Below are 16,083 nucleotides of genomic sequence, written 5' to 3'. Positions count from 1 at the left end.
GTCTGGGGAGTCCATCATGAAAAAAACCGTTACCATCCTCCTGGCATCTCTGCTGACCATCATCGTGGGTTGCGCCAGTTACGAGCCCCTGGTTTCGATGCGCGGTGCCGATGTCGCCGCCGCCGACCCGGCACCGGCGGCAAAGGAATATGTCGGCAAGCGGCCGGGAACGAACTCTTCCGTGGTGCGCACCTTCAGCACCCAGCCGCCGGTGATCCCGCATGCCGTGGATAATTTCGACGAGGTGACGCTGGCCGAAAACCAGTGCCTGGATTGCCACGGCCCGGCCAATTACGTGAAGAAGAATTCGCCGAAGATGGGCGACAGCCACTTCGTCGCCGCCACCAAGGGCTTCGATGCCTCGCGCCATGTCTGCACCAGTTGCCATGTCGGCCAGGTCGATGCACCGGCGCTGGTCGAGAACAAGTTCATCGGCAACATCAAGTAAGCATCAGCGATTTACGCGAGGCACGCCGGCGCCGGCGTGCGTCGTGGAAGTTCTCAGGCCACGCTGATCGCCGCGACCGGGCAGGGCGCCACGCAGGCGCCGCAGCCCGTGCAGGCGGCGGCATCGATCTCCGCCAGGGGCGGCCCGCCGCGGCGCGGACTGAAGCGGATCGCCGCCACCGAGCAGTGGTCGCCGCAGATCCGGCACTCCACGCCGCGCTGCGCCAGGCAGGTGTTCGCCACCTGCGCCTTGATCGCCCACGGCCAGACTTGGCATTCCGAGTTCTGCAGCGCACCGGCCTTGCAGGCGGCCGCGCAGTCACCGCAGAAAGTGCATTCGCCGCGCTTGAAATCCACTTCCGGGTAGCCGCGCACGATGACGATGACGCGGGTCGGGCAAATCGGGACGCAGTCGCCGCAACGCGTGCAGGCATCGAGGAAGAGTTCCTCGGCCAGCGACCAGGGTGGGCGTAGAGGCGGTGGGCGGGACTTGAAGTCCCCGCGCATGAACTGGCGGCGGCTGACCATGGCAGGTGGGGAATCGAATCGAGAAGCGAATTCTGCCCGTGCCGGGCCAACGCGGCAACCGGCATCCCCGCACCGACAGTCCGACCAATAACAAAATCTTACGATTGCCGCCTTGGCTTCCCGAAAATCCGGACTAGCCTGATATTGCGGCCGCATGGATTTCGACCTGAAGTCAAACCTCGCAACGAAAGGAAATGATCATGACAAGCACACTTCGCAACGGCTTGGGACGCATTGCACTGGTCGCGCTGCTCGGCGTGGCGATAGCGGCTCCTATCGCCGCGCAGCCTGCCGGCGGCGCCGGCATGGGTCCCGGCCAGGGCATGGGGCAGGGCGCCGGCATGGGTCCGGGAGGCGGCAAGCCGATGCGCTTCAACTTCAACAAGGACAACACCCCCGGCTGGACCCTGATGAGCGCCGAGGAGCGCGCGGCCCACAGCGGCAATATGCGCGCCACCAAGACCTACGACGAATGCAAGGCCCTGCAGGCCGAACACCATCAGGCCATGGAAGCGCGCGCCAAGGAAAAAGGCGTCACGTTGCCGGCGCCTCGCGCCAACGGCTGCGACCGCATGAAGGCGCGCGGCTTCTACAAGTAGTCCGCCCCACGCCATGGCGGAAGGCTGGCTCCCGGCCTAACACGCATGGCACCGAGCGCCACCCGCAGAAGATGGAACACGCGAAATGCGAAGGGATCGCCCCCCACCCCCGATCCACGGCCGGCCCTGCATGGCCGGCCGGCTTCGGCGGCGCGAAGCAGTGCTTCGCGCAACCCCGCCTGCGCCCCCCGCCCCAGGGCGGGGGCTACCATCTGGCTCGCTTCGCTCGATAGTGTCCAGGGACTTCGCAACGGGTGTTTCATATTAAGCTGGTCGGGAGCCCTTTTTTCGTTCCTGTCGCCATGAACCAGCACAGCCACACGCATGCGGCGTTCGCGTTCAATCGCGCGTTTGCCATCGGCATTGCGCTGAACCTCGGCTTCGTCGTGGTCGAGGCCGCCGCCGGCTTGATGGCCGGTTCGCTCGCCTTGCTGGCTGATGCCGGGCACAACCTGTCGGATGTCGCCGGCCTGGTACTCGCCTGGGTGGCGGCGCTCGCCGCCGGGCGGTTGCCGGATTCGCGCCACACCTACGGCTGGCAGCGCGCGTCCATCCTTGCTGCATTCGCCAACGCGGTGCTGCTGCTGGTGGCGATGGGCTCGCTGCTGTGGGAGGCGGGCCAACGCCTGCAGGCGCCGCCGCCGACGGATGCCGTCACCGTGATGGTCGTAGCCGCCATCGGCGTGCTGGTGAATGGCGTCACGGCGGCGCTGTTCATGTCCGGCATGAAGTCCGACATGAACCTGCGCGGCGCCTTCCTGCACATGGCCGGGGATGCGCTGGTTTCGCTGGGCGTGGTGCTGGCCGGCGCGCTCTACCTGTGGACCGGCTGGGGCTGGCTGGACCCGGTCGCCAGCATGACGATCGCACTGCTCATCATCGTCGGCACCTGGCGCCTGTTCCGGCAATCCCTGCACCTGCTGTTCGACGGCGTGCCGGAAAGCGTCGTGCTGGCGGAGGTCGATGCACTGCTGCGCGCGCAGCCCGGCGTCGATGACGTGCACGACCTCCATGTCTGGGCCATGAGCACCACCGGGACGGCCTTGACGGCACACCTGGTGATGCCCGGCGGCCATCCGGGCGATGCCTTCCTCGAGCAGGTCGGCGGCGAACTGCATGACCGCTTTCACATCACGCACCCTACCCTGCAGATCGAACTGGGTGGGCACGACCATGGCTGTGCACGCACCCTTGGCGAATAGCGATCCGGCCGAAGCAAAGTCTTGAGGAATCCACCATGCACATTCCGGGTTCGCCGCCTTTTGCCGTGATCGCCCTCCTCCGCGTGCTCGCACTCGCACTGCTGTTTGCCGTTCCGGCACATGCGACAGCCGCAGAGGATGGCCCGACCGGTTCCGGTGCCGACGGGCAGGTGCAGATACCGGTGTACTTCTTCTGGTCGTTGGCCTGCCCTCACTGCATGGCGGCGCATCCGTTCATCGCAGCCATCGCGCAGGCACGGCCCTGGGTCACGCTGCACGCGCTGGAGGTCTCGCGCGAGCCGGAGAACCTTCGCCGCTACGAGACTATGGTGCGCGCGCTCGGCGAGGAGGCGGCGGCCGTGCCGGCAGTGATTTTCTGCGGCGAGATGCATGTCGGCTGGGAAGGTGACGAGGTCACCGGCGCCCTGCTGCGGCAGCGCCTCGACGCGTGTCGCGGCAAGGTCGGCGGCGAGCCGCAGGCGACGACCGCCCCGTCACCCCTGGCGACCATTCGCCTGCCGCTGGTCGGCGCCGTCGATCCTGGCAGCCTGTCGCTACCGATGCTGACCCTGGTGCTGGCCGGACTCGACGCCTTCAACCCCTGCGCCTTCTTCGTCCTGCTGTTCCTGCTCTCGATGATGGCGCACCAGAAGAGCCGGGCCCGCATGCTGGCGATCGGCGGCGTCTTCGTCACCATTTCCGGCCTCATGTATTTCGCCTTCATGGCGACCTGGCTCAACGTCTTTCAGCTTTTCGGCCACCTCGCCTGGGTGACGTTGGCGGCAGGTGCCCTCGCGGTATTCGTCGGCGCGGTGAACGTGAAGGACTTCTTCTGGTTCGAAAAGGGGCTCACGCTGTCGATTCCCGAAGCGAAAAAGCCCGACATATTCCGGCGCACGCGTGCCATCCTCGCCGCCGACCGACTGCCGGCGATGCTGGCCGCCACGGTGGTGCTGGCCATCGCCGCGAACTTCTACGAACTGCTGTGCACCGCCGGCTTCCCCATGGTCTATACGCGGCTGTTGACGCTGGCCGAGAGTTCCCCGGCCGGGCGCTACGCCTACCTCGCCGCCTACAACGTGGTCTATGTGCTGCCGCTCGCGGCGATTGTCGCGGCCTTCGCCGGGACGCTGGGTGCGAGAAAGCTCAGCGAGCGCGAAGGCCGCCTGCTGAAACTGATGTCGGGCGTGATGATGCTGGGCCTCGGCGGATTGCTGCTGCTGGCGCCAGAACGGGTCAGCCAGGTCGGGATCGCCTTCGGCCTGATGGCGGTCGCGGTCCTTGTCACCGCAATCGCAGCCCGGGTCACCCGGAGGTCCTGAACAGGCACATGGATCGTCGCGCTTGACCGGAAGGCAGGTCCACTCCTACAATGCTTCCATATTTCTGGAAATATGGAAGCGATCCATGGAAACCACCGAAGCCGTCGACAAGCTGGCCGCGTTGTCCCAGGAAACGCGCCTGCGCATCTTCCGCCTGCTGATCGAGCAGGGACCGCTGGGCCTGCATGCTGGCGCCATCGCCGAGGCGCTGGCACTGGCGCCGGCGACGCTGTCCTTCCATGTCGCCCACTTGGTCCGTGCCGGGCTCGTCAGCGCGCGCCAGGAAGGGCGCTTCATCTTCTACGCGGCGGGCTTCGCGGCGATGGATGACCTGATCGCCTTCCTCACCGACAACTGCTGCCAGGGTGGGCAATGCCTGCCGAAGACCGCCGCCGCGGCCACCACGGCGAAGCGCCGGCGCCAGGCCGCCTAATTCGGGAGTTCTCATGACGTTCAAGGTACTCGTGCTGTGCACCGGCAATTCCGCGCGCTCCATCCTCGGCGAGATGCTGTTCAATCACCTCGGCCGGGGCAGCATCGAGGCGCATTCGGCCGGCAGCAAGCCCGGCGGCGCGGTCAACCCGGTCGCGCTGGAAACGCTGGCAAGGCATGGCGTGCCCTGCGCCGGTGCGCGCAGCAAATCCTGGGACGAATTCAACGCTGACGCCGTACCGCCAGCGCCGTCCCACAAGGGGATACCGGTTCCCATAACTTTCGATTTCATCTTCACCGTCTGCGGCAATGCGGCGCAGGAAACCTGCCCGGTCTGGCCCGGCCATCCGGCGACGGCGCACTGGGGCATTCCCGACCCCGCCCATGTCGAACCGCTGGAAGCGCGGCGCGAGGCCTTCGAGGAGGCTTACCAGTCATTGAGGAAGCGCATCGAAGCCTTCCTCGCCCTGCCGCTGGAAACCATGAGCCGCGACGAGGCGCTCGCCGCCGCCCGGCGCATCCATACCGGAGACTGATCCATGTCCGCGCAATGTGAAACCACCGCCAAGCTCGCCGCCGGCGCCCCGATGTCCACCTTCGAGCGCTACCTCACGGTCTGGGTCGTACTCTGCATCGTCGCCGGCATCGCGCTCGGCCAGTTCCTGCCGGCACCCTTCCAGGCGCTGGGGCGCATGGAAGTGGCGCGGGTCAACATTCCGGTCGGCCTGCTGATCTGGGTCATGATCATCCCGATGCTGGTCAAGGTGGATTTCGGCGCGCTGCACGAGGTCCGCCAGCATGTCAAAGGCATCGGCGTGACCTTGTTCGTGAACTGGCTGGTTAAGCCCTTCTCCATGGCGCTGCTGGGCTGGATCTTCATCCGCCAGCTGTTCGCGCCGTATCTTCCGGCCGACCAGCTCGACAGCTACATCGCCGGCCTGATCCTGCTCGCCGCCGCGCCCTGCACGGCCATGGTCTTCGTCTGGAGCCGGCTGACCAATGGCGACCCGCTGTTCACACTGTCGCAGGTGGCGGTGAACGACACGATCATGGTCTTCGCCTTCGCCCCCATCGTCGGCCTGCTGCTCGGCATCTCGGCCATCGCCGTGCCCTGGGACACGCTGGTCACCTCGGTGGTGCTCTACATCGTGATCCCGCTGGCGCTCGCGCAATTGTGGCGCAAGGCGCTGCTGAACAAAGGCCAGGTCCACTTCGACGCCGTCATGGCCAGACTGGGGCCGTGGTCGATCAGCGCGCTGCTGGCTACGCTGGTGCTGCTGTTCGCTTTCCAGGGCAAGGCCATCGTGGACAAGCCGCTGATCATCGCGCTGCTGGCGGTGCCGATCCTGATCCAGGTCTTCTTGAATTCAGCGCTGGCCTACTGGCTCAACCGCGCCGTCGGCGAAAAGCACAACGTCGCCTGCCCCTCGGCGCTGATCGGCGCCAGCAATTTCTTCGAACTCGCCGTGGCCGCCGCCATCAGCCTGTTCGGCTTCGAATCCGGCGCCGCGCTGGCCACCGTGGTCGGCGTGCTGATCGAAGTGCCGGTGATGCTGCTGGTAGTCAAGGTGGTTAATTCCAGCAAGGGGTGGTACGAACGGGGCGGGTGATGGACTTCCTGATTCCCACGCTGCAGGGCGGCGCCGCCAGCCTCGCCGCCTACCTCGCGGCGCACGTCCTGCTTTGCCTGGTGCCGGCCTTCTTCATCGCCGGCGCGCTCTCGGCGCTGCTGCCGCAGGCCTCGATCACGCGCTACCTCGGCCCCGACGCGCCGCGCTGGGTGGCCTATCCGGCCGCCGCCGGCGCCGGCAGCCTGCTCGCCGTCTGCTCCTGCACCGTGCAGCCGCTGTTCGCCGGCATCTACGGCAAGGGTGCGGGACTGGGGCCGGCGATCACCTTCCTCTTCTTCGCTCCCGCCGCCAACATCCTCGCCCTGTCCTACACCGGCGTCGCGCTCGGCGCCGAGATCGCCATCGCGCGCATCGTGCTCGCGCTGTCCTTCGGCATCGGCATCGGAATGATCATGGCGATGATTTTTCGCAGGAGCGAGGCCGCGCGCCAGGGCGGCGCGCGCGCCTTCGCCGGCGACGGCCACGTGCCGGCGCGCACGCTGCTGTTCTTCGCCACGCTGGTGGCTTTGCTGATTGCCGGCACATTGAAGGTCGATCTGTTCACCTCAACGCTCTGGCAACACAGCATGGCCTGGCCCGAGGCGGCAAGCGCGCAGGCCCTGCTCGATCGCTGGGTACCCGCCAACGAAGCCACCGGCGCCGAGGGCATCAGCCTGCAGGGCGTGGCGCTGATCGCGCTGCTCGCTGCCATCGGCGCAACTGCCTGGCGCGGCCTCGGCCTGATCGACAACGGCGTGAACCGCCTGACCCTGCCGGCCCTGGCGCTGACCGTGCTGACGCTGGCCTTCGCCGCGCTGGGCCTGCGCGTCACGGATGCCGGACTCGCCATCACAGTCAGCGGCCGCACGCTGGCCGTGCCCCTGCTGTGCGCCGCGCTACTGCCGCAGGTGCGCCGCTTCGATGTCTGGGACATGCAGCAGTGGCTGTGGGAAACCTGGCGCTTCGTCAGGATGATCTTTCCCTTGCTGGTGGTCGGCGTGTTCCTGATCGGCGTCATCCGTGTCTTCATCCAGCCGGAATGGATCAGGGCGGTCGCCGGCAGCAACACCGTCGCCGCCAACCTCGCCGGCGTCGTCTTCGGCGTCTTCATGTATTTCCCGACCCTGGTCGAAGTGCCGATCGCGAAAATGTTCCTATCGCTCGGCATGCACCCCGGCCCGCTGATCGCCTACCTGATGGCCGACCCGGAACTCTCGCTGCAAAGCATCCTGATCACCGCGGCCATCATCGGCAAGCTCAAGGCCTGGACCTATGTCGCGCTGGTGGCGCTGTTCTCCACGCTGGCCGGGCTGGCCTACGGCGCCTGGGTGGACGGCACGCCGGCACTGACCCTGATCCTGGTCGTCGGCGGCTTCGTCGCTACACTGGTCATCGCGCTCAACGTCATCGAAAACAGGAGAACCCCATGCTGATCAAGATCCTCGGCACCGGCTGCGCCAAGTGCCAGCGCCTCGAACAACTCACGCGCGAAGTGGTGGCCGAACAGGGCATGGACGCCAGCATTGAACACGTGCGCGACATGAAGGAAATCATGGCCTACCCGATCACCACCACCCCGGCGCTGGTGATCGACGAGGAAGTCGCGGTCTTCGGCCGCATGCCGAGCAAGGACGAGATTGCCGGCTGGCTGAAACAGGCATGATCGCTGCAACCGCCGTGCCGCCAGCGCCGACTTTTACCAGGAGCCCATCATGAGTGAATCCCAGCAATTCTCTTTCACCCTCGAACAGCAGGAAGACTTCGCCTTCCTGATCCGCTTCGACAAGGACATCCCGCCCTTGCTGGCCGACGAGCCGCCGCCGCTGGGCCATGACGCCGGGCCCAATCCCTCGCGCCTGCTGGCCGCCAGTATCGCCAAAGCCTTTCGGCCAGCCTGCTGTTCGCGCTGCGCAAGTTCAAGAACAATCCCGGCCCGATCACCGCGGTGGTCACCGCGCACATGGAGCGCAACACGGAAAAGCGCCTGCGCGTCGGCCGCGTCGATGTGATGATCCAGTTCGATTCGCCGGCCGATTCGCTCGAACACCTGGACCGCGTGCTCGCCCAGTTCGAGGACTTCTGCGTCGTCACGCAAAGCGTCAGGAGCGGCTTCCCGGTGTCTGTCACCGTGCGCGATGGTTCAGGCAAAGTCATCAAGCCGGAGTAAGCAGGCACTCGCTTGCCGGCAACGCGCAGCCGCAGGCTATCGGTCAGCACGGGGACGGTGGCGAGGGAGTCGGGCGCGCAGGGTCATGTGATTGTAATCATAGGCTGCAGCGCCTTTTCAGGCTAGCATGCCGGCGGTGGTCCGGCACCGTGTCCCCAGTGCGGTGCGTCCCATTGGGAACTTTTGAAAGGAATGCAGATGCAGAAAATTCTCGGCTTCGGCGAGAGAGTGCCCGACTACGGCGTTCCGGTATTGAATGAACGTGAGGTGCGGGCGGCCGCCGGCATCCTCTTCGCCTTCGCCCTGGTTTCGTTCATGAACTCCTGGCTGATGGGAAATTTCCGCCTGACGCAGATTTTCGTGATCGGCTTCCTGATCGATTTCACGATCCGCATCTTCATCAATCCTAAGTACTCGCCGAGCATGATCCTCGGCCGCCTCGCGGTGAAGAATCAGGTGCCGGAATGGTCGGGCGCGCCGCAGAAGCGCTTTGCCTGGGCGGTGGGCTGGACGCTGGCCGTGGTGATGTTCTACCTGATCGTGCTCAACAAGGTGGTCGGTCCGATCAACCTGATCGTATGCGCCACTTGCCTGACCCTGATGTTCTTCGAGAGCGCCTTCGGCATCTGCCTCGCCTGCAAGATCTACAACGCCTTCAGCCGCCAACAGGCAAGGCATTGCCCGGGTGGCGCCTGCGAAGTCTTCGTGCCACACCCCAGCCAGAAAGTCGGCGCCGGCGCTACGGCGATCGTCGCGATCTTCGTCGCCGTGATCGGCTTCACCAGCCGGCAATGGTTCCAGCCGACCCAGGCGCAAGCCGCTGCGCCGGAAGCCGCCGCCACGGGCGGTGCCGGCAAATGCACGCCGCCGGACTGGGCAGTGGCCATGGGTCACGGCGAAATGTGGAAGTTGCACAACAACTGCAAGTAAGGGAACAACAATGAACACGCGCGGGAAGTTCCTCGCAGCCCTGGCCGTCTCCGCCCTGTCTCTCTTCGCGGGCAACGCGCTGGCCGCGCCGCTGACGGTGGAGATCGTCGCCATGGCGCACCCGCCGGTGAAGATGGCCCTGGCTCCCTTGCGCCAATGGCTGGCCGCGCAGGGCAACAAGGTCAAGGTCATCGAAGTCGACGTCGAAAGTCCGCTGGGCGAGAAACGCCTCGCGGCGATCGGACTTGACGGCCACATCCCGATAGCGATTCTGATCGACGGCCAATACCGACAGAAACGCAAGGATGACGTCGTCATGGAGTTTGTCAATTTTCCGGCAATCGACGGCGCACCGCCCGGCGTGCGCGGCAAGTGGACTACGGCCGACGTACAGGCCGTGTTGAGCGAACGGATGAAATAGCCTGAGTCTCGTGCGCGCCACCTGGCTCAGGGGTCGTAGCGGCACGGATTTCGGGGAGAAGCAGGCCGCGCGCAAGCTGGATCTGATGGCGCGCTTCCATTTCTGAGCGCCGTCCCGCCGGCGCCAGCGCTGTGCGTCCCAAGAAAACTTTCGCGGACGCGTCAGTTTTTCGGCAATCGCAATGTCATGCCGCCGGCGAAAGTCAGATCGTCGATGTGTCCGGCCGATTTTCCGTCCTTGCTTACCAGGTGGATATGGATCGTGTTCTTCACGTCCTTTTCCTTGATTGCCGGAACATAGGTACCGATGAAGGCGCCCAGGTGCTTCTCGGAGTAGAAGCCGACGATATCGACCGGGGTGCCCTTCATCGTGTAGTTCACCTTGGATTTGGCGAAAAGCTCGCGCGTGACCGGCTTGCCCTCAGTGCGATCGACGTTGATGTGCCACTTCAGTTCGGCCGGCGTGCCGGCGAGCAGGAAGGGGAAGGGCTGGTTGGTGTCGATGCCGGCGGCGGCGGCGCGCACCTTGACGTGGCGTTGCAGGTCGAGGTACGACTTGACCGAGGCCGGAACCAACTCGTCGCGCCATTGCGTGTTTTTCGTCCAGACGGAGAACACGGCAGCGTGGTCGCGGCCATGATCCATGGTGAATTCCTTGCCGCGCACCTTGGTCACGTAGGGCTTGCCATCGAAGACGGTGATCTCGCCGTCGAGCCCGGCAACGGCACCGACGCCGAAGCTGGCTTCCGGCCCCGACATCGCGGCGAGCGGCACTTTGGCCTCGGCCTTGCCGGTGTCGAAAATGGTCTTCTGCGAACCGTAGTATTCGACCAGCCCCTCCTTCACGGCGGGAATGGTCGCGGTAGCGCAAGCGGCCAGGGCGCAGGCGCCGCCAATGGCGTAAAGAGTCTTCATGTGTTTCCTCCGGTGGTTGAGTCGGCGGCTGACCAAGTGTTTCTTGTTACGCGTCGTGGGCGAAATTCTGTCCGAACCGGCCGGCGGGATTTATGATTGCAGTCACATGAAGAAAAATACTTCCCGATTGGCGGCGGATTCGACGACCAACGACATTCCCTCGATTGCCGGGGTTCACCCCGCTCCACGACATCTTGCCGCCGGGGCCTTCCTGTTCCGCCAGGGCGACAGGACGGTCGGCATGTTCTTTCTGAAGTCGGGCCGCTTGCGCATGCAGCGCGTGACGCCGGATGGCGGCACGGTGAGCTTGCACATCGTGCGGCCCGGCGAAACCTGCGCCGAGCCGTCCCTGTTCTCCAGCCGCTACCACTGCGACATGCTGGCCGAAACGGACGCCGAGGTCTGGCTTTTCCCGAAGAAGGAACTCGTCGACAGCCTGCGCGGCAATCCGGAGAGCTTGTGGGACTTCGCCGGCGGACTCGCGCGCGGGCTCCAGGGGATGCGCCAGCGCTACGAACTGAAGCAGATCCGCTCCGCGCCGGAACGGGTGCTGCAACTGCTGCGTTTGCGCTGTGATGACAGCGGGGCCTATCGCACCAGCGGAAGCTTGAAGGACATGGCCGCCGAACTGGGCCTGACCCATGAAGCGCTCTACCGTGCGATGGCGGCTCTGGAGCGAAGCAGGCGAATTCGCCGCAGCGCCGATCTGCTGCAAATCCTGCCAACCAAGCCCGAATAAGCAATGACAGCAACCCAGGCCGGGAATCGATTCGACCTCGCCGAACTCGCCGGCGCCTTCGGCGACCTCGGCACGCTGATCCCCTTCATCGTCGCCTAGGTCTCCATTCCCAAGATGGACCCGAGCGGAATCCTGCTCGGCTTCGGCGTCGCGCTCGTCGTCGTCGGGGCGTACTACAAGACGCCCTTTCCCGTGCAGCCGATGAAAGCCATCGGTACCGCCGCGATCACGCAGACGGCCGGCGCCGTCGTGCTGACGCCGGCCATCGTTGCCGGCGCGGGCTGGCCACCGGGCTGTTCTGGCTGCTGCTGGGCATGAGCGACCTGGCCAAGCGGCTGTCCTTCACGGTGCCGGCGGCATGGCGGGCCACGTCAGGTTCGGCGCCCGTACCGGGGGCGCGGCCATCATGCTGGGTGCGCTGTTGTTGATTTTGGCCCTGTTCTTCGGCGGCTCGATGATGACGATCCTCGCCTTGTTCCCGACCCCGGTGCTGGGCGTGATCCTGTTTCTCGCCGGGGCCGAACTCGCTCTCGGCGGCAGGCCGCACGACCAAGAGCGCGGCGGTCGTTCCGTGGTTCTCGTCACCGCGGCCTTTGCCATGTGGCATGTCGGCGCGGCGGTGGTGTTCGGCTTCCTGCTGCACCACGCGGCCGGGCGGGGCTGGCTCAAGCTCTGAATCGTTGCCGTGTCGCCGGCGCCGACGCTCTGCGTCCCAAGGAATCCTTCCGTCAATGCCCATGGCGGTGGAGTTCGTCGGGATAGTGGGGGTGGCTGTGCGCCAGCGGTTCGTGCCAGTGCGGATGGCGGTGCCTTGTGCCGGGCGTTACGGGGGCTTCGTGCTGGTGCCGGTGGTGCTCGTCGTGAACGTGCTCGTGGTCGTGCAACAGCGCCGGATGGGCGTGTTGGTGTTCGTGGCGCTCGGTCAGGTGCAGCCAGGTGCCGAGCGCCATCAGGGCGCCGGCGGCGAGCAGTCGCAGCGTGAGCGCGTCGCCCATCGCCACCGCCACCACGGCGCCGAAGAAGGGCGCGACCGAGAAGTAGGCGCCGGTGCGTGCGGCGCCGAGGTGGCGCAGGCCGACCACGAACAGCGCCAGGCTGACGCCATAGGCCAGCAGGCCGACTGTCATGGCGCCGGCGACGGCCGGCAGCGGCGGCAGGGAGGCGCCGAGCGACCAGGCCAGCATCAGGTTGACTGCACCCGCTGCCGAGCCCTTGATGGCGGCGATCCAGGTCGCGTCGGTCGCCGAGATTTTGCGCGTCAGGTTGTTGTCGATGGCCCAGGCCAGGCAGGCGCCGAGCACGGCCAGCGTCGGCCAGAGTCCGGCGAAGCGCGCCTCGCCCGGCCAGCTCAGCACGATAGCCCCGGCCGCGATGGCGGCCATTCCCAGTGCGATGCGCCGGTCGAAGTTTTCGCGGAAGGCGAACCACGCCAGCAAGGCGGTGAACACCCCTTCCGCGTTCAGCAGCAGCGACGCGTCGGAAGCCGGCATGCCGGCGAGACCGACCATCACCAGCACCGGGCCGACGATGCCGCCGGCGAGTATCGCCCCGCCGAACCAGAGCGCGTCCCCCGGCGCCAGGCGCACCGCCGGCGCCCGCCTGAGCGCGCGATACAGCGTCAGTCCGAGGCCCGAGCCGAGGTAGAGCAGGCCCGCGAGCAGCCAGGGGCTGACCGCATCGAGCAGCCATTTCGCCAGCGGCGTGCCGGCCCCGAACAGCAAGGCCGCGCCGAGCGCGGCGGCGATTCCGGGATGGCGAAGGGCGTTGCGCAGGGACATCTGCCGCGCTTTCGGGGATCAGTGATGAACCAAGAATAAGCCTGCGGGACGCCGGCGTCCAATGTCCGAGGCGCCGTTGCAGCGTCGTACTTGAGTCGGCACCACTGAAATTGAGACCGCCGTTCGGGCTGAGCCCTTCGAATTCGCTCAGGAGAGCCTTGTCGAAGCCCCTCGAGCCCTTCGACAAGCTCAGGGCGAACGGTCAAATAGATCGCATGCGTTTCAATTGGGCGAGCTCGCCGCTTGACCGCAAGCCCCATCGCGCAAATACTGCCGCCTCTGCACCGGCCCGGTCGGCCGATCCCAACCCGAGAGCACACGAAACAACATGCGCACCGAAACTCCACACGCCATCTACCTCAAGGACTACGCCCCGCCGGCCTGGCTGATCGACACGGTCGAGCTCCACGTCGTCATCCAGGACGGCCATGCCGAGGTGCGCGCCCGGCTGGCCTGCCGGCGCAACCCGGCCAACCCGCAGGCCGACATGGTGCTCGATGGCGAAGAGCTGACGTTATTGGAAGTCGGCGCTGACGGTACGGCGATGGCTCCGTCGCGCTACACGATAGGCGACGAAATCCTCACACTGCACGGCCCGCTACCGGATGCCTTCACGCTGGAAACCCTGGTCCGCGTCGACCCCGACCACAACACCCAGCTCTCCGGCCTCTACAAGTCCAAGGACGGCTACTTCACCCAATGCGAGGCGCAGGGCTTTCGCCGCATCACTTTCTACCCGGACCGGCCCGATGTCATGGCGCGCTACAGCTGCACCATCGAGGCCGACAAGGCGCGCTTCCCGCAGCTGCTGTCCAACGGTAACCCGGTTGCCACTGGCGACGCCGAAAACGGTCGCCACTGGGCGCGCTGGGAAGATCCGTTCGCCAAACCGGCCTACCTGTTCGCCCTGGTCGCGGCGAAGCTGGACGTGCTGGAGGACAGCTTCACCACGGCATCGGGGCGCAAGCTGCGTCTCGCCGTCTACGTCGAACCCGGCAAGCTCGACCAGTGCGACCACGCCATGGCGGCCCTGAAGAAGTCGATGAAATGGGACGAAGAACGCTTTGGCCTGGAGATGGACCTCGACCACTACATGATCGTCGCCGTCGGCGACTTCAACATGGGTGCGATGGAGAACAAGGGCCTCAACATCTTCAACACCAAGTACGTGCTGGCCCGCCCCGACACCGCCACCGACACCGACTACCAGGGCATCGAGCGCGTCGTCGCCCACGAGTACTTCCACAACTGGACCGGCAACCGCGTCACCTGTCGCGACTGGTTCCAGCTCTCGCTGAAGGAAGGCCTCACCGTTTACCGCGACCAGGAGTTCGGCGAAGACCTGCACTCGCGCGCGGTGACCCGCATCCAGGAGGTGAGGACGCTGCGGGTCGCCCAGTTCCCCGAAGATGCCGGGCCGATGGCGCACCCGATCCGGCCCGCCTCCTACGCCGAGATCAACAACTTCTACACGGCGACGGTGTATGAGAAGGGCGCCCAGGTGATCCGCATGATCGAAACGATCATCGGCCGTCAGAATTTCCGCAAGGGCATGGACCTCTACTTCGCGCGCCACGACGGCCAGGCCGTGACCTGCGAGGATTTCGTCGCCGCGATGCAGGACGCATCGGTAACGGACCTGACGCAGTTCCGCCGCTGGTACGCCCGCGCCGGCACGCCGCGCCTCAAGGCGGAGGGCGCCTATGACGCCGCCGCCAAGCGCTACACGCTGACGCTGACCCAGACGCTGGCGCCGACGGCCTATGAAGCCCGGCTCGCCGAAGCCGGCATCGTCGCCGATGGTGGTCCGCTGCACATCCCGGTCGCGGTCGGCCTGGTGCTGCCCGATGGCAGCGATGCCTTCCCCACGCGCGTGCTGTCGCTCACGCAATCCACCCAGAGCTTCGTCTTCGACGGCATCGCACGGCCGCCGGTGGCCTCCATCCTGCGCGGCTTCTCGGCGCCGGTGCATCTCGACTTCGACCAGGCGGATGCCGAACTGGCCCACCTCATGGCGCACGACTCCGACCCCTTCAACCGCTGGGAAGCCGGCCAGCGCCTGGCGACCCGCGTGCTGCTCGCCGGCATCGGTGCCGGCGGCCATGGCGACACCTGGATACCGCGCAGCCTGGTCGCGGCTTACGCCCGCGTCCTCGCCGACGGCCAACACGACCCCGCCTTCGCCGCCGAAGCGCTGGCCCTGCCGGCAGAACAAGTGCTGGCCGAAGAAGTCGTCGCCGGCGGCGGCGTCATCGATCCCGAGGCCATCCACCTCGCGCGGCTCAACCTGCGCCGCCACCTCGCCACGGGACTACGTGTCGAGTTCGAATCCACCTGGCGGGCGCTGGCGCCGAACGAGCCCTACGCGCCCGACGGCGCCCAGGTCGGCCGCCGCGCGCTGCGCAATGCCTGCCTCGCCTACCTCGCCGATGCCGATGCCGCCACCGTGCTGCCGCGCCTGCTGGTCCAGCTGCAAGAGGGTGGCAACATGACCGACGTCATCGCCGCGCTTGGCATACTGGCCAACCAGGATCTGCCGGAACGCGAAACGGCGCTCGCCGCGTTTTATTCCAAATGGCAGGGCGAGGCCCTGGTGGTCGACAAGTGGCTCTCGGTGCAATCCACCTCGCGGCTGCCCGGCACCGGCGCGCGGGTCCGCGCGCTGATGCGGCATCCGGCCTTCGACCTGACGAACCCGAACAAGGTGTACGCTCTGGTGCGCGCCTTCTGCGGCGCCAATCCACGCCACTTCCATGCCCTGGACGGCAGCGGCTACCAGTTCGCCGCCGACGTCATCATCGAATTGCAGGCGATGAACCCGCAGGTGGCCTCGCGCATCGCCCGTAGCTTTGACCGCTGGCGCCAGTTCGACGCCGTGCGCCAGGGCCACGCGTGCGTAGCGCTGGAGCGCATCCGGGCCTGCGCCGGACTGGCACGCGACGTGGCGGAGGTGGTCGGCAACGCGCTGAAGTGAGGCAACGCGGGCCGCGCCCG

Annotated in this window: 19 protein-coding genes; 16 read left to right on the top strand and 3 right to left on the bottom strand. The window is 66.4% G+C overall.

Features of this window, described 5'->3' with window-relative positions; translation table 11 throughout:
* Positions 1 to 16 precede the first annotated feature (16 nt).
* Positions 17 to 448: a nitrate reductase cytochrome c-type subunit gene (locus J0M27_RS12055; RefSeq protein WP_294991777.1), complete on the top strand. Its 432-nt coding sequence runs from the start codon at positions 17 to 19 to the stop codon at positions 446 to 448.
* Between the two features lie 53 nt (positions 449 to 501).
* Here the strand turns inward: J0M27_RS12055 and napF are convergent, their stop codons facing one another.
* The gene (napF, locus tag J0M27_RS12050) at positions 502 to 975 is read right to left on the bottom strand and encodes a ferredoxin-type protein NapF (protein WP_294991774.1); all 474 of its coding nucleotides are present in this window, start codon (positions 973 to 975) and stop codon (positions 502 to 504) included.
* Between the two features lie 200 nt (positions 976 to 1,175).
* Here napF and J0M27_RS12045 point away from each other — a divergent pair, with 200 nt between their 5' ends.
* The 11 genes from J0M27_RS12045 (at position 1,176) to J0M27_RS11995 (ending at position 9,658) form a co-directional block, all read left to right on the top strand.
* Positions 1,176 to 1,574, top strand: a complete 399-nt coding sequence (locus J0M27_RS12045) for a hypothetical protein (RefSeq protein ID WP_294991771.1) — start codon at positions 1,176 to 1,178, stop codon at positions 1,572 to 1,574.
* Between the two features lie 302 nt (positions 1,575 to 1,876).
* Positions 1,877 to 2,776, top strand: coding sequence for a cation diffusion facilitator family transporter (locus J0M27_RS12040; protein WP_294991770.1), 900 nt, complete (start codon positions 1,877 to 1,879; stop codon positions 2,774 to 2,776).
* A 35-nt stretch (positions 2,777 to 2,811) separates the two neighbouring features.
* Positions 2,812 to 4,098 carry a hypothetical protein gene (locus J0M27_RS12035; RefSeq protein WP_294991769.1) on the top strand — a complete coding sequence of 429 codons (1,287 nt, stop codon included), beginning with the start codon at positions 2,812 to 2,814 and terminating at the stop codon, positions 4,096 to 4,098.
* Positions 4,099 to 4,183: 85 nt separating this feature from the next.
* Positions 4,184 to 4,531, top strand: coding sequence for a metalloregulator ArsR/SmtB family transcription factor (locus tag J0M27_RS12030; RefSeq protein ID WP_294991766.1), 348 nt, complete (start codon positions 4,184 to 4,186; stop codon positions 4,529 to 4,531).
* Between the two features lie 13 nt (positions 4,532 to 4,544).
* Positions 4,545 to 5,066: an arsenate reductase ArsC gene (locus J0M27_RS12025; protein ID WP_294991763.1), complete on the top strand. Its 522-nt coding sequence runs from the start codon at positions 4,545 to 4,547 to the stop codon at positions 5,064 to 5,066.
* A gap of 3 nt (positions 5,067 to 5,069) precedes the next feature.
* Entirely contained in the window at positions 5,070 to 6,140 is a 1,071-nt protein-coding gene (gene arsB / locus J0M27_RS12020; RefSeq protein ID WP_294991760.1) for an ACR3 family arsenite efflux transporter, read from the top strand.
* Positions 6,140 to 7,573 carry a permease gene (locus tag J0M27_RS12015; protein WP_294991757.1) on the top strand — a complete coding sequence of 478 codons (1,434 nt, stop codon included), beginning with the start codon at positions 6,140 to 6,142 and terminating at the stop codon, positions 7,571 to 7,573. The genes arsB and J0M27_RS12015 overlap by 1 nt, the downstream gene beginning before the upstream one ends.
* Positions 7,567 to 7,803, top strand: coding sequence for a thioredoxin family protein (locus J0M27_RS12010; protein WP_294991754.1), 237 nt, complete (start codon positions 7,567 to 7,569; stop codon positions 7,801 to 7,803). Before J0M27_RS12015 ends, J0M27_RS12010 begins: the two co-directional genes overlap by 7 nt.
* A gap of 282 nt (positions 7,804 to 8,085) precedes the next feature.
* Positions 8,086 to 8,307, top strand: a complete 222-nt coding sequence (locus tag J0M27_RS12005) for a hypothetical protein (protein ID WP_294991751.1) — start codon at positions 8,086 to 8,088, stop codon at positions 8,305 to 8,307.
* A 198-nt stretch (positions 8,308 to 8,505) separates the two neighbouring features.
* Complete coding sequence (locus J0M27_RS12000) at positions 8,506 to 9,237, top strand: DUF4395 domain-containing protein (protein ID WP_294991749.1); 732 nt, start codon at positions 8,506 to 8,508, stop codon at positions 9,235 to 9,237.
* Between the two features lie 10 nt (positions 9,238 to 9,247).
* Entirely contained in the window at positions 9,248 to 9,658 is a 411-nt protein-coding gene (locus J0M27_RS11995; RefSeq protein ID WP_294991746.1) for a hypothetical protein, read from the top strand.
* Positions 9,659 to 9,819: 161 nt separating this feature from the next.
* Here J0M27_RS11995 and J0M27_RS11990 read toward each other — a convergent pair whose 3' ends face one another.
* Complete coding sequence (locus J0M27_RS11990) at positions 9,820 to 10,572, bottom strand: acetolactate decarboxylase (protein WP_294991743.1); 753 nt, start codon at positions 10,570 to 10,572, stop codon at positions 9,820 to 9,822.
* 106 nt (positions 10,573 to 10,678) lie between these two features.
* On the opposite strand from J0M27_RS11990, the gene J0M27_RS11985 reads away from it, so the two are divergent.
* The 3 genes from J0M27_RS11985 to J0M27_RS11975 all read left to right on the top strand — a co-directional run bounded on the left by J0M27_RS11985 (position 10,679) and on the right by J0M27_RS11975 (position 11,987).
* Complete coding sequence (locus J0M27_RS11985; protein WP_294991741.1) at positions 10,679 to 11,311, top strand: Crp/Fnr family transcriptional regulator; 633 nt, start codon at positions 10,679 to 10,681, stop codon at positions 11,309 to 11,311.
* Positions 11,312 to 11,425: 114 nt separating this feature from the next.
* Positions 11,426 to 11,629 carry a hypothetical protein gene (locus tag J0M27_RS11980; protein ID WP_294991738.1) on the top strand — a complete coding sequence of 68 codons (204 nt, stop codon included), beginning with the start codon at positions 11,426 to 11,428 and terminating at the stop codon, positions 11,627 to 11,629.
* Complete coding sequence (locus J0M27_RS11975; protein ID WP_294991736.1) at positions 11,580 to 11,987, top strand: molybdate transporter family protein; 408 nt, start codon at positions 11,580 to 11,582, stop codon at positions 11,985 to 11,987. Before J0M27_RS11980 ends, J0M27_RS11975 begins: the two co-directional genes overlap by 50 nt.
* A 52-nt stretch (positions 11,988 to 12,039) precedes the next feature.
* On the opposite strand, the gene J0M27_RS11970 is transcribed toward J0M27_RS11975, so the two are convergent.
* Complete coding sequence (locus tag J0M27_RS11970) at positions 12,040 to 13,089, bottom strand: DMT family transporter (protein ID WP_294991734.1); 1,050 nt, start codon at positions 13,087 to 13,089, stop codon at positions 12,040 to 12,042.
* Between the two features lie 328 nt (positions 13,090 to 13,417).
* On the opposite strand from J0M27_RS11970, the gene pepN reads away from it, so the two are divergent.
* Complete coding sequence (gene pepN, locus J0M27_RS11965) at positions 13,418 to 16,063, top strand: aminopeptidase N (RefSeq protein WP_294991731.1); 2,646 nt, start codon at positions 13,418 to 13,420, stop codon at positions 16,061 to 16,063.
* Positions 16,064 to 16,083: the final 20 nt, after the last annotated feature.

It is taken from the genome of Sulfuritalea sp., from assembly GCF_017302275.1.
Classification (GTDB): domain Bacteria; phylum Pseudomonadota; class Gammaproteobacteria; order Burkholderiales; family Rhodocyclaceae; genus Sulfuritalea.
The sequence above is the reverse complement of the archived record's forward strand: the minus strand, read 5'-3'. Positions and strand labels throughout refer to the sequence as shown.

What these genes read in the sequence shown, in the direction of transcription:
- J0M27_RS12000 (WP_294991749.1), top strand. Translation starts at nt 8,506, where the DNA reads ATGCAGAAAATTCTCGGCTTCGGCGAGAGAGTGCCCGACTACGGCGTT.
- pepN (WP_294991731.1), top strand. Translation starts at nt 13,418, where the DNA reads ATGCGCACCGAAACTCCACACGCCATCTACCTCAAGGACTACGCCCCG.
- J0M27_RS12045 (WP_294991771.1), top strand. Translation starts at nt 1,176, where the DNA reads ATGACAAGCACACTTCGCAACGGCTTGGGACGCATTGCACTGGTCGCG.
- J0M27_RS11970 (WP_294991734.1), bottom strand. Translation starts at nt 13,089, where the DNA reads ATGTCCCTGCGCAACGCCCTTCGCCATCCCGGAATCGCCGCCGCGCTC.
- napF (WP_294991774.1), bottom strand. Translation starts at nt 975, where the DNA reads ATGGTCAGCCGCCGCCAGTTCATGCGCGGGGACTTCAAGTCCCGCCCA.
- J0M27_RS12055 (WP_294991777.1), top strand. Translation starts at nt 17, where the DNA reads ATGAAAAAAACCGTTACCATCCTCCTGGCATCTCTGCTGACCATCATC.
- J0M27_RS12015 (WP_294991757.1), top strand. Translation starts at nt 6,140, where the DNA reads ATGGACTTCCTGATTCCCACGCTGCAGGGCGGCGCCGCCAGCCTCGCC.
- J0M27_RS11990 (WP_294991743.1), bottom strand. Translation starts at nt 10,572, where the DNA reads ATGAAGACTCTTTACGCCATTGGCGGCGCCTGCGCCCTGGCCGCTTGC.
- J0M27_RS12025 (WP_294991763.1), top strand. Translation starts at nt 4,545, where the DNA reads ATGACGTTCAAGGTACTCGTGCTGTGCACCGGCAATTCCGCGCGCTCC.
- J0M27_RS11985 (WP_294991741.1), top strand. Translation starts at nt 10,679, where the DNA reads ATGAAGAAAAATACTTCCCGATTGGCGGCGGATTCGACGACCAACGAC.
- J0M27_RS11980 (WP_294991738.1), top strand. Translation starts at nt 11,426, where the DNA reads ATGGACCCGAGCGGAATCCTGCTCGGCTTCGGCGTCGCGCTCGTCGTC.
- J0M27_RS11995 (WP_294991746.1), top strand. Translation starts at nt 9,248, where the DNA reads ATGAACACGCGCGGGAAGTTCCTCGCAGCCCTGGCCGTCTCCGCCCTG.
- J0M27_RS12010 (WP_294991754.1), top strand. Translation starts at nt 7,567, where the DNA reads ATGCTGATCAAGATCCTCGGCACCGGCTGCGCCAAGTGCCAGCGCCTC.
- J0M27_RS12040 (WP_294991770.1), top strand. Translation starts at nt 1,877, where the DNA reads ATGAACCAGCACAGCCACACGCATGCGGCGTTCGCGTTCAATCGCGCG.
- arsB (WP_294991760.1), top strand. Translation starts at nt 5,070, where the DNA reads ATGTCCGCGCAATGTGAAACCACCGCCAAGCTCGCCGCCGGCGCCCCG.
- J0M27_RS12030 (WP_294991766.1), top strand. Translation starts at nt 4,184, where the DNA reads ATGGAAACCACCGAAGCCGTCGACAAGCTGGCCGCGTTGTCCCAGGAA.
- J0M27_RS12035 (WP_294991769.1), top strand. Translation starts at nt 2,812, where the DNA reads ATGCACATTCCGGGTTCGCCGCCTTTTGCCGTGATCGCCCTCCTCCGC.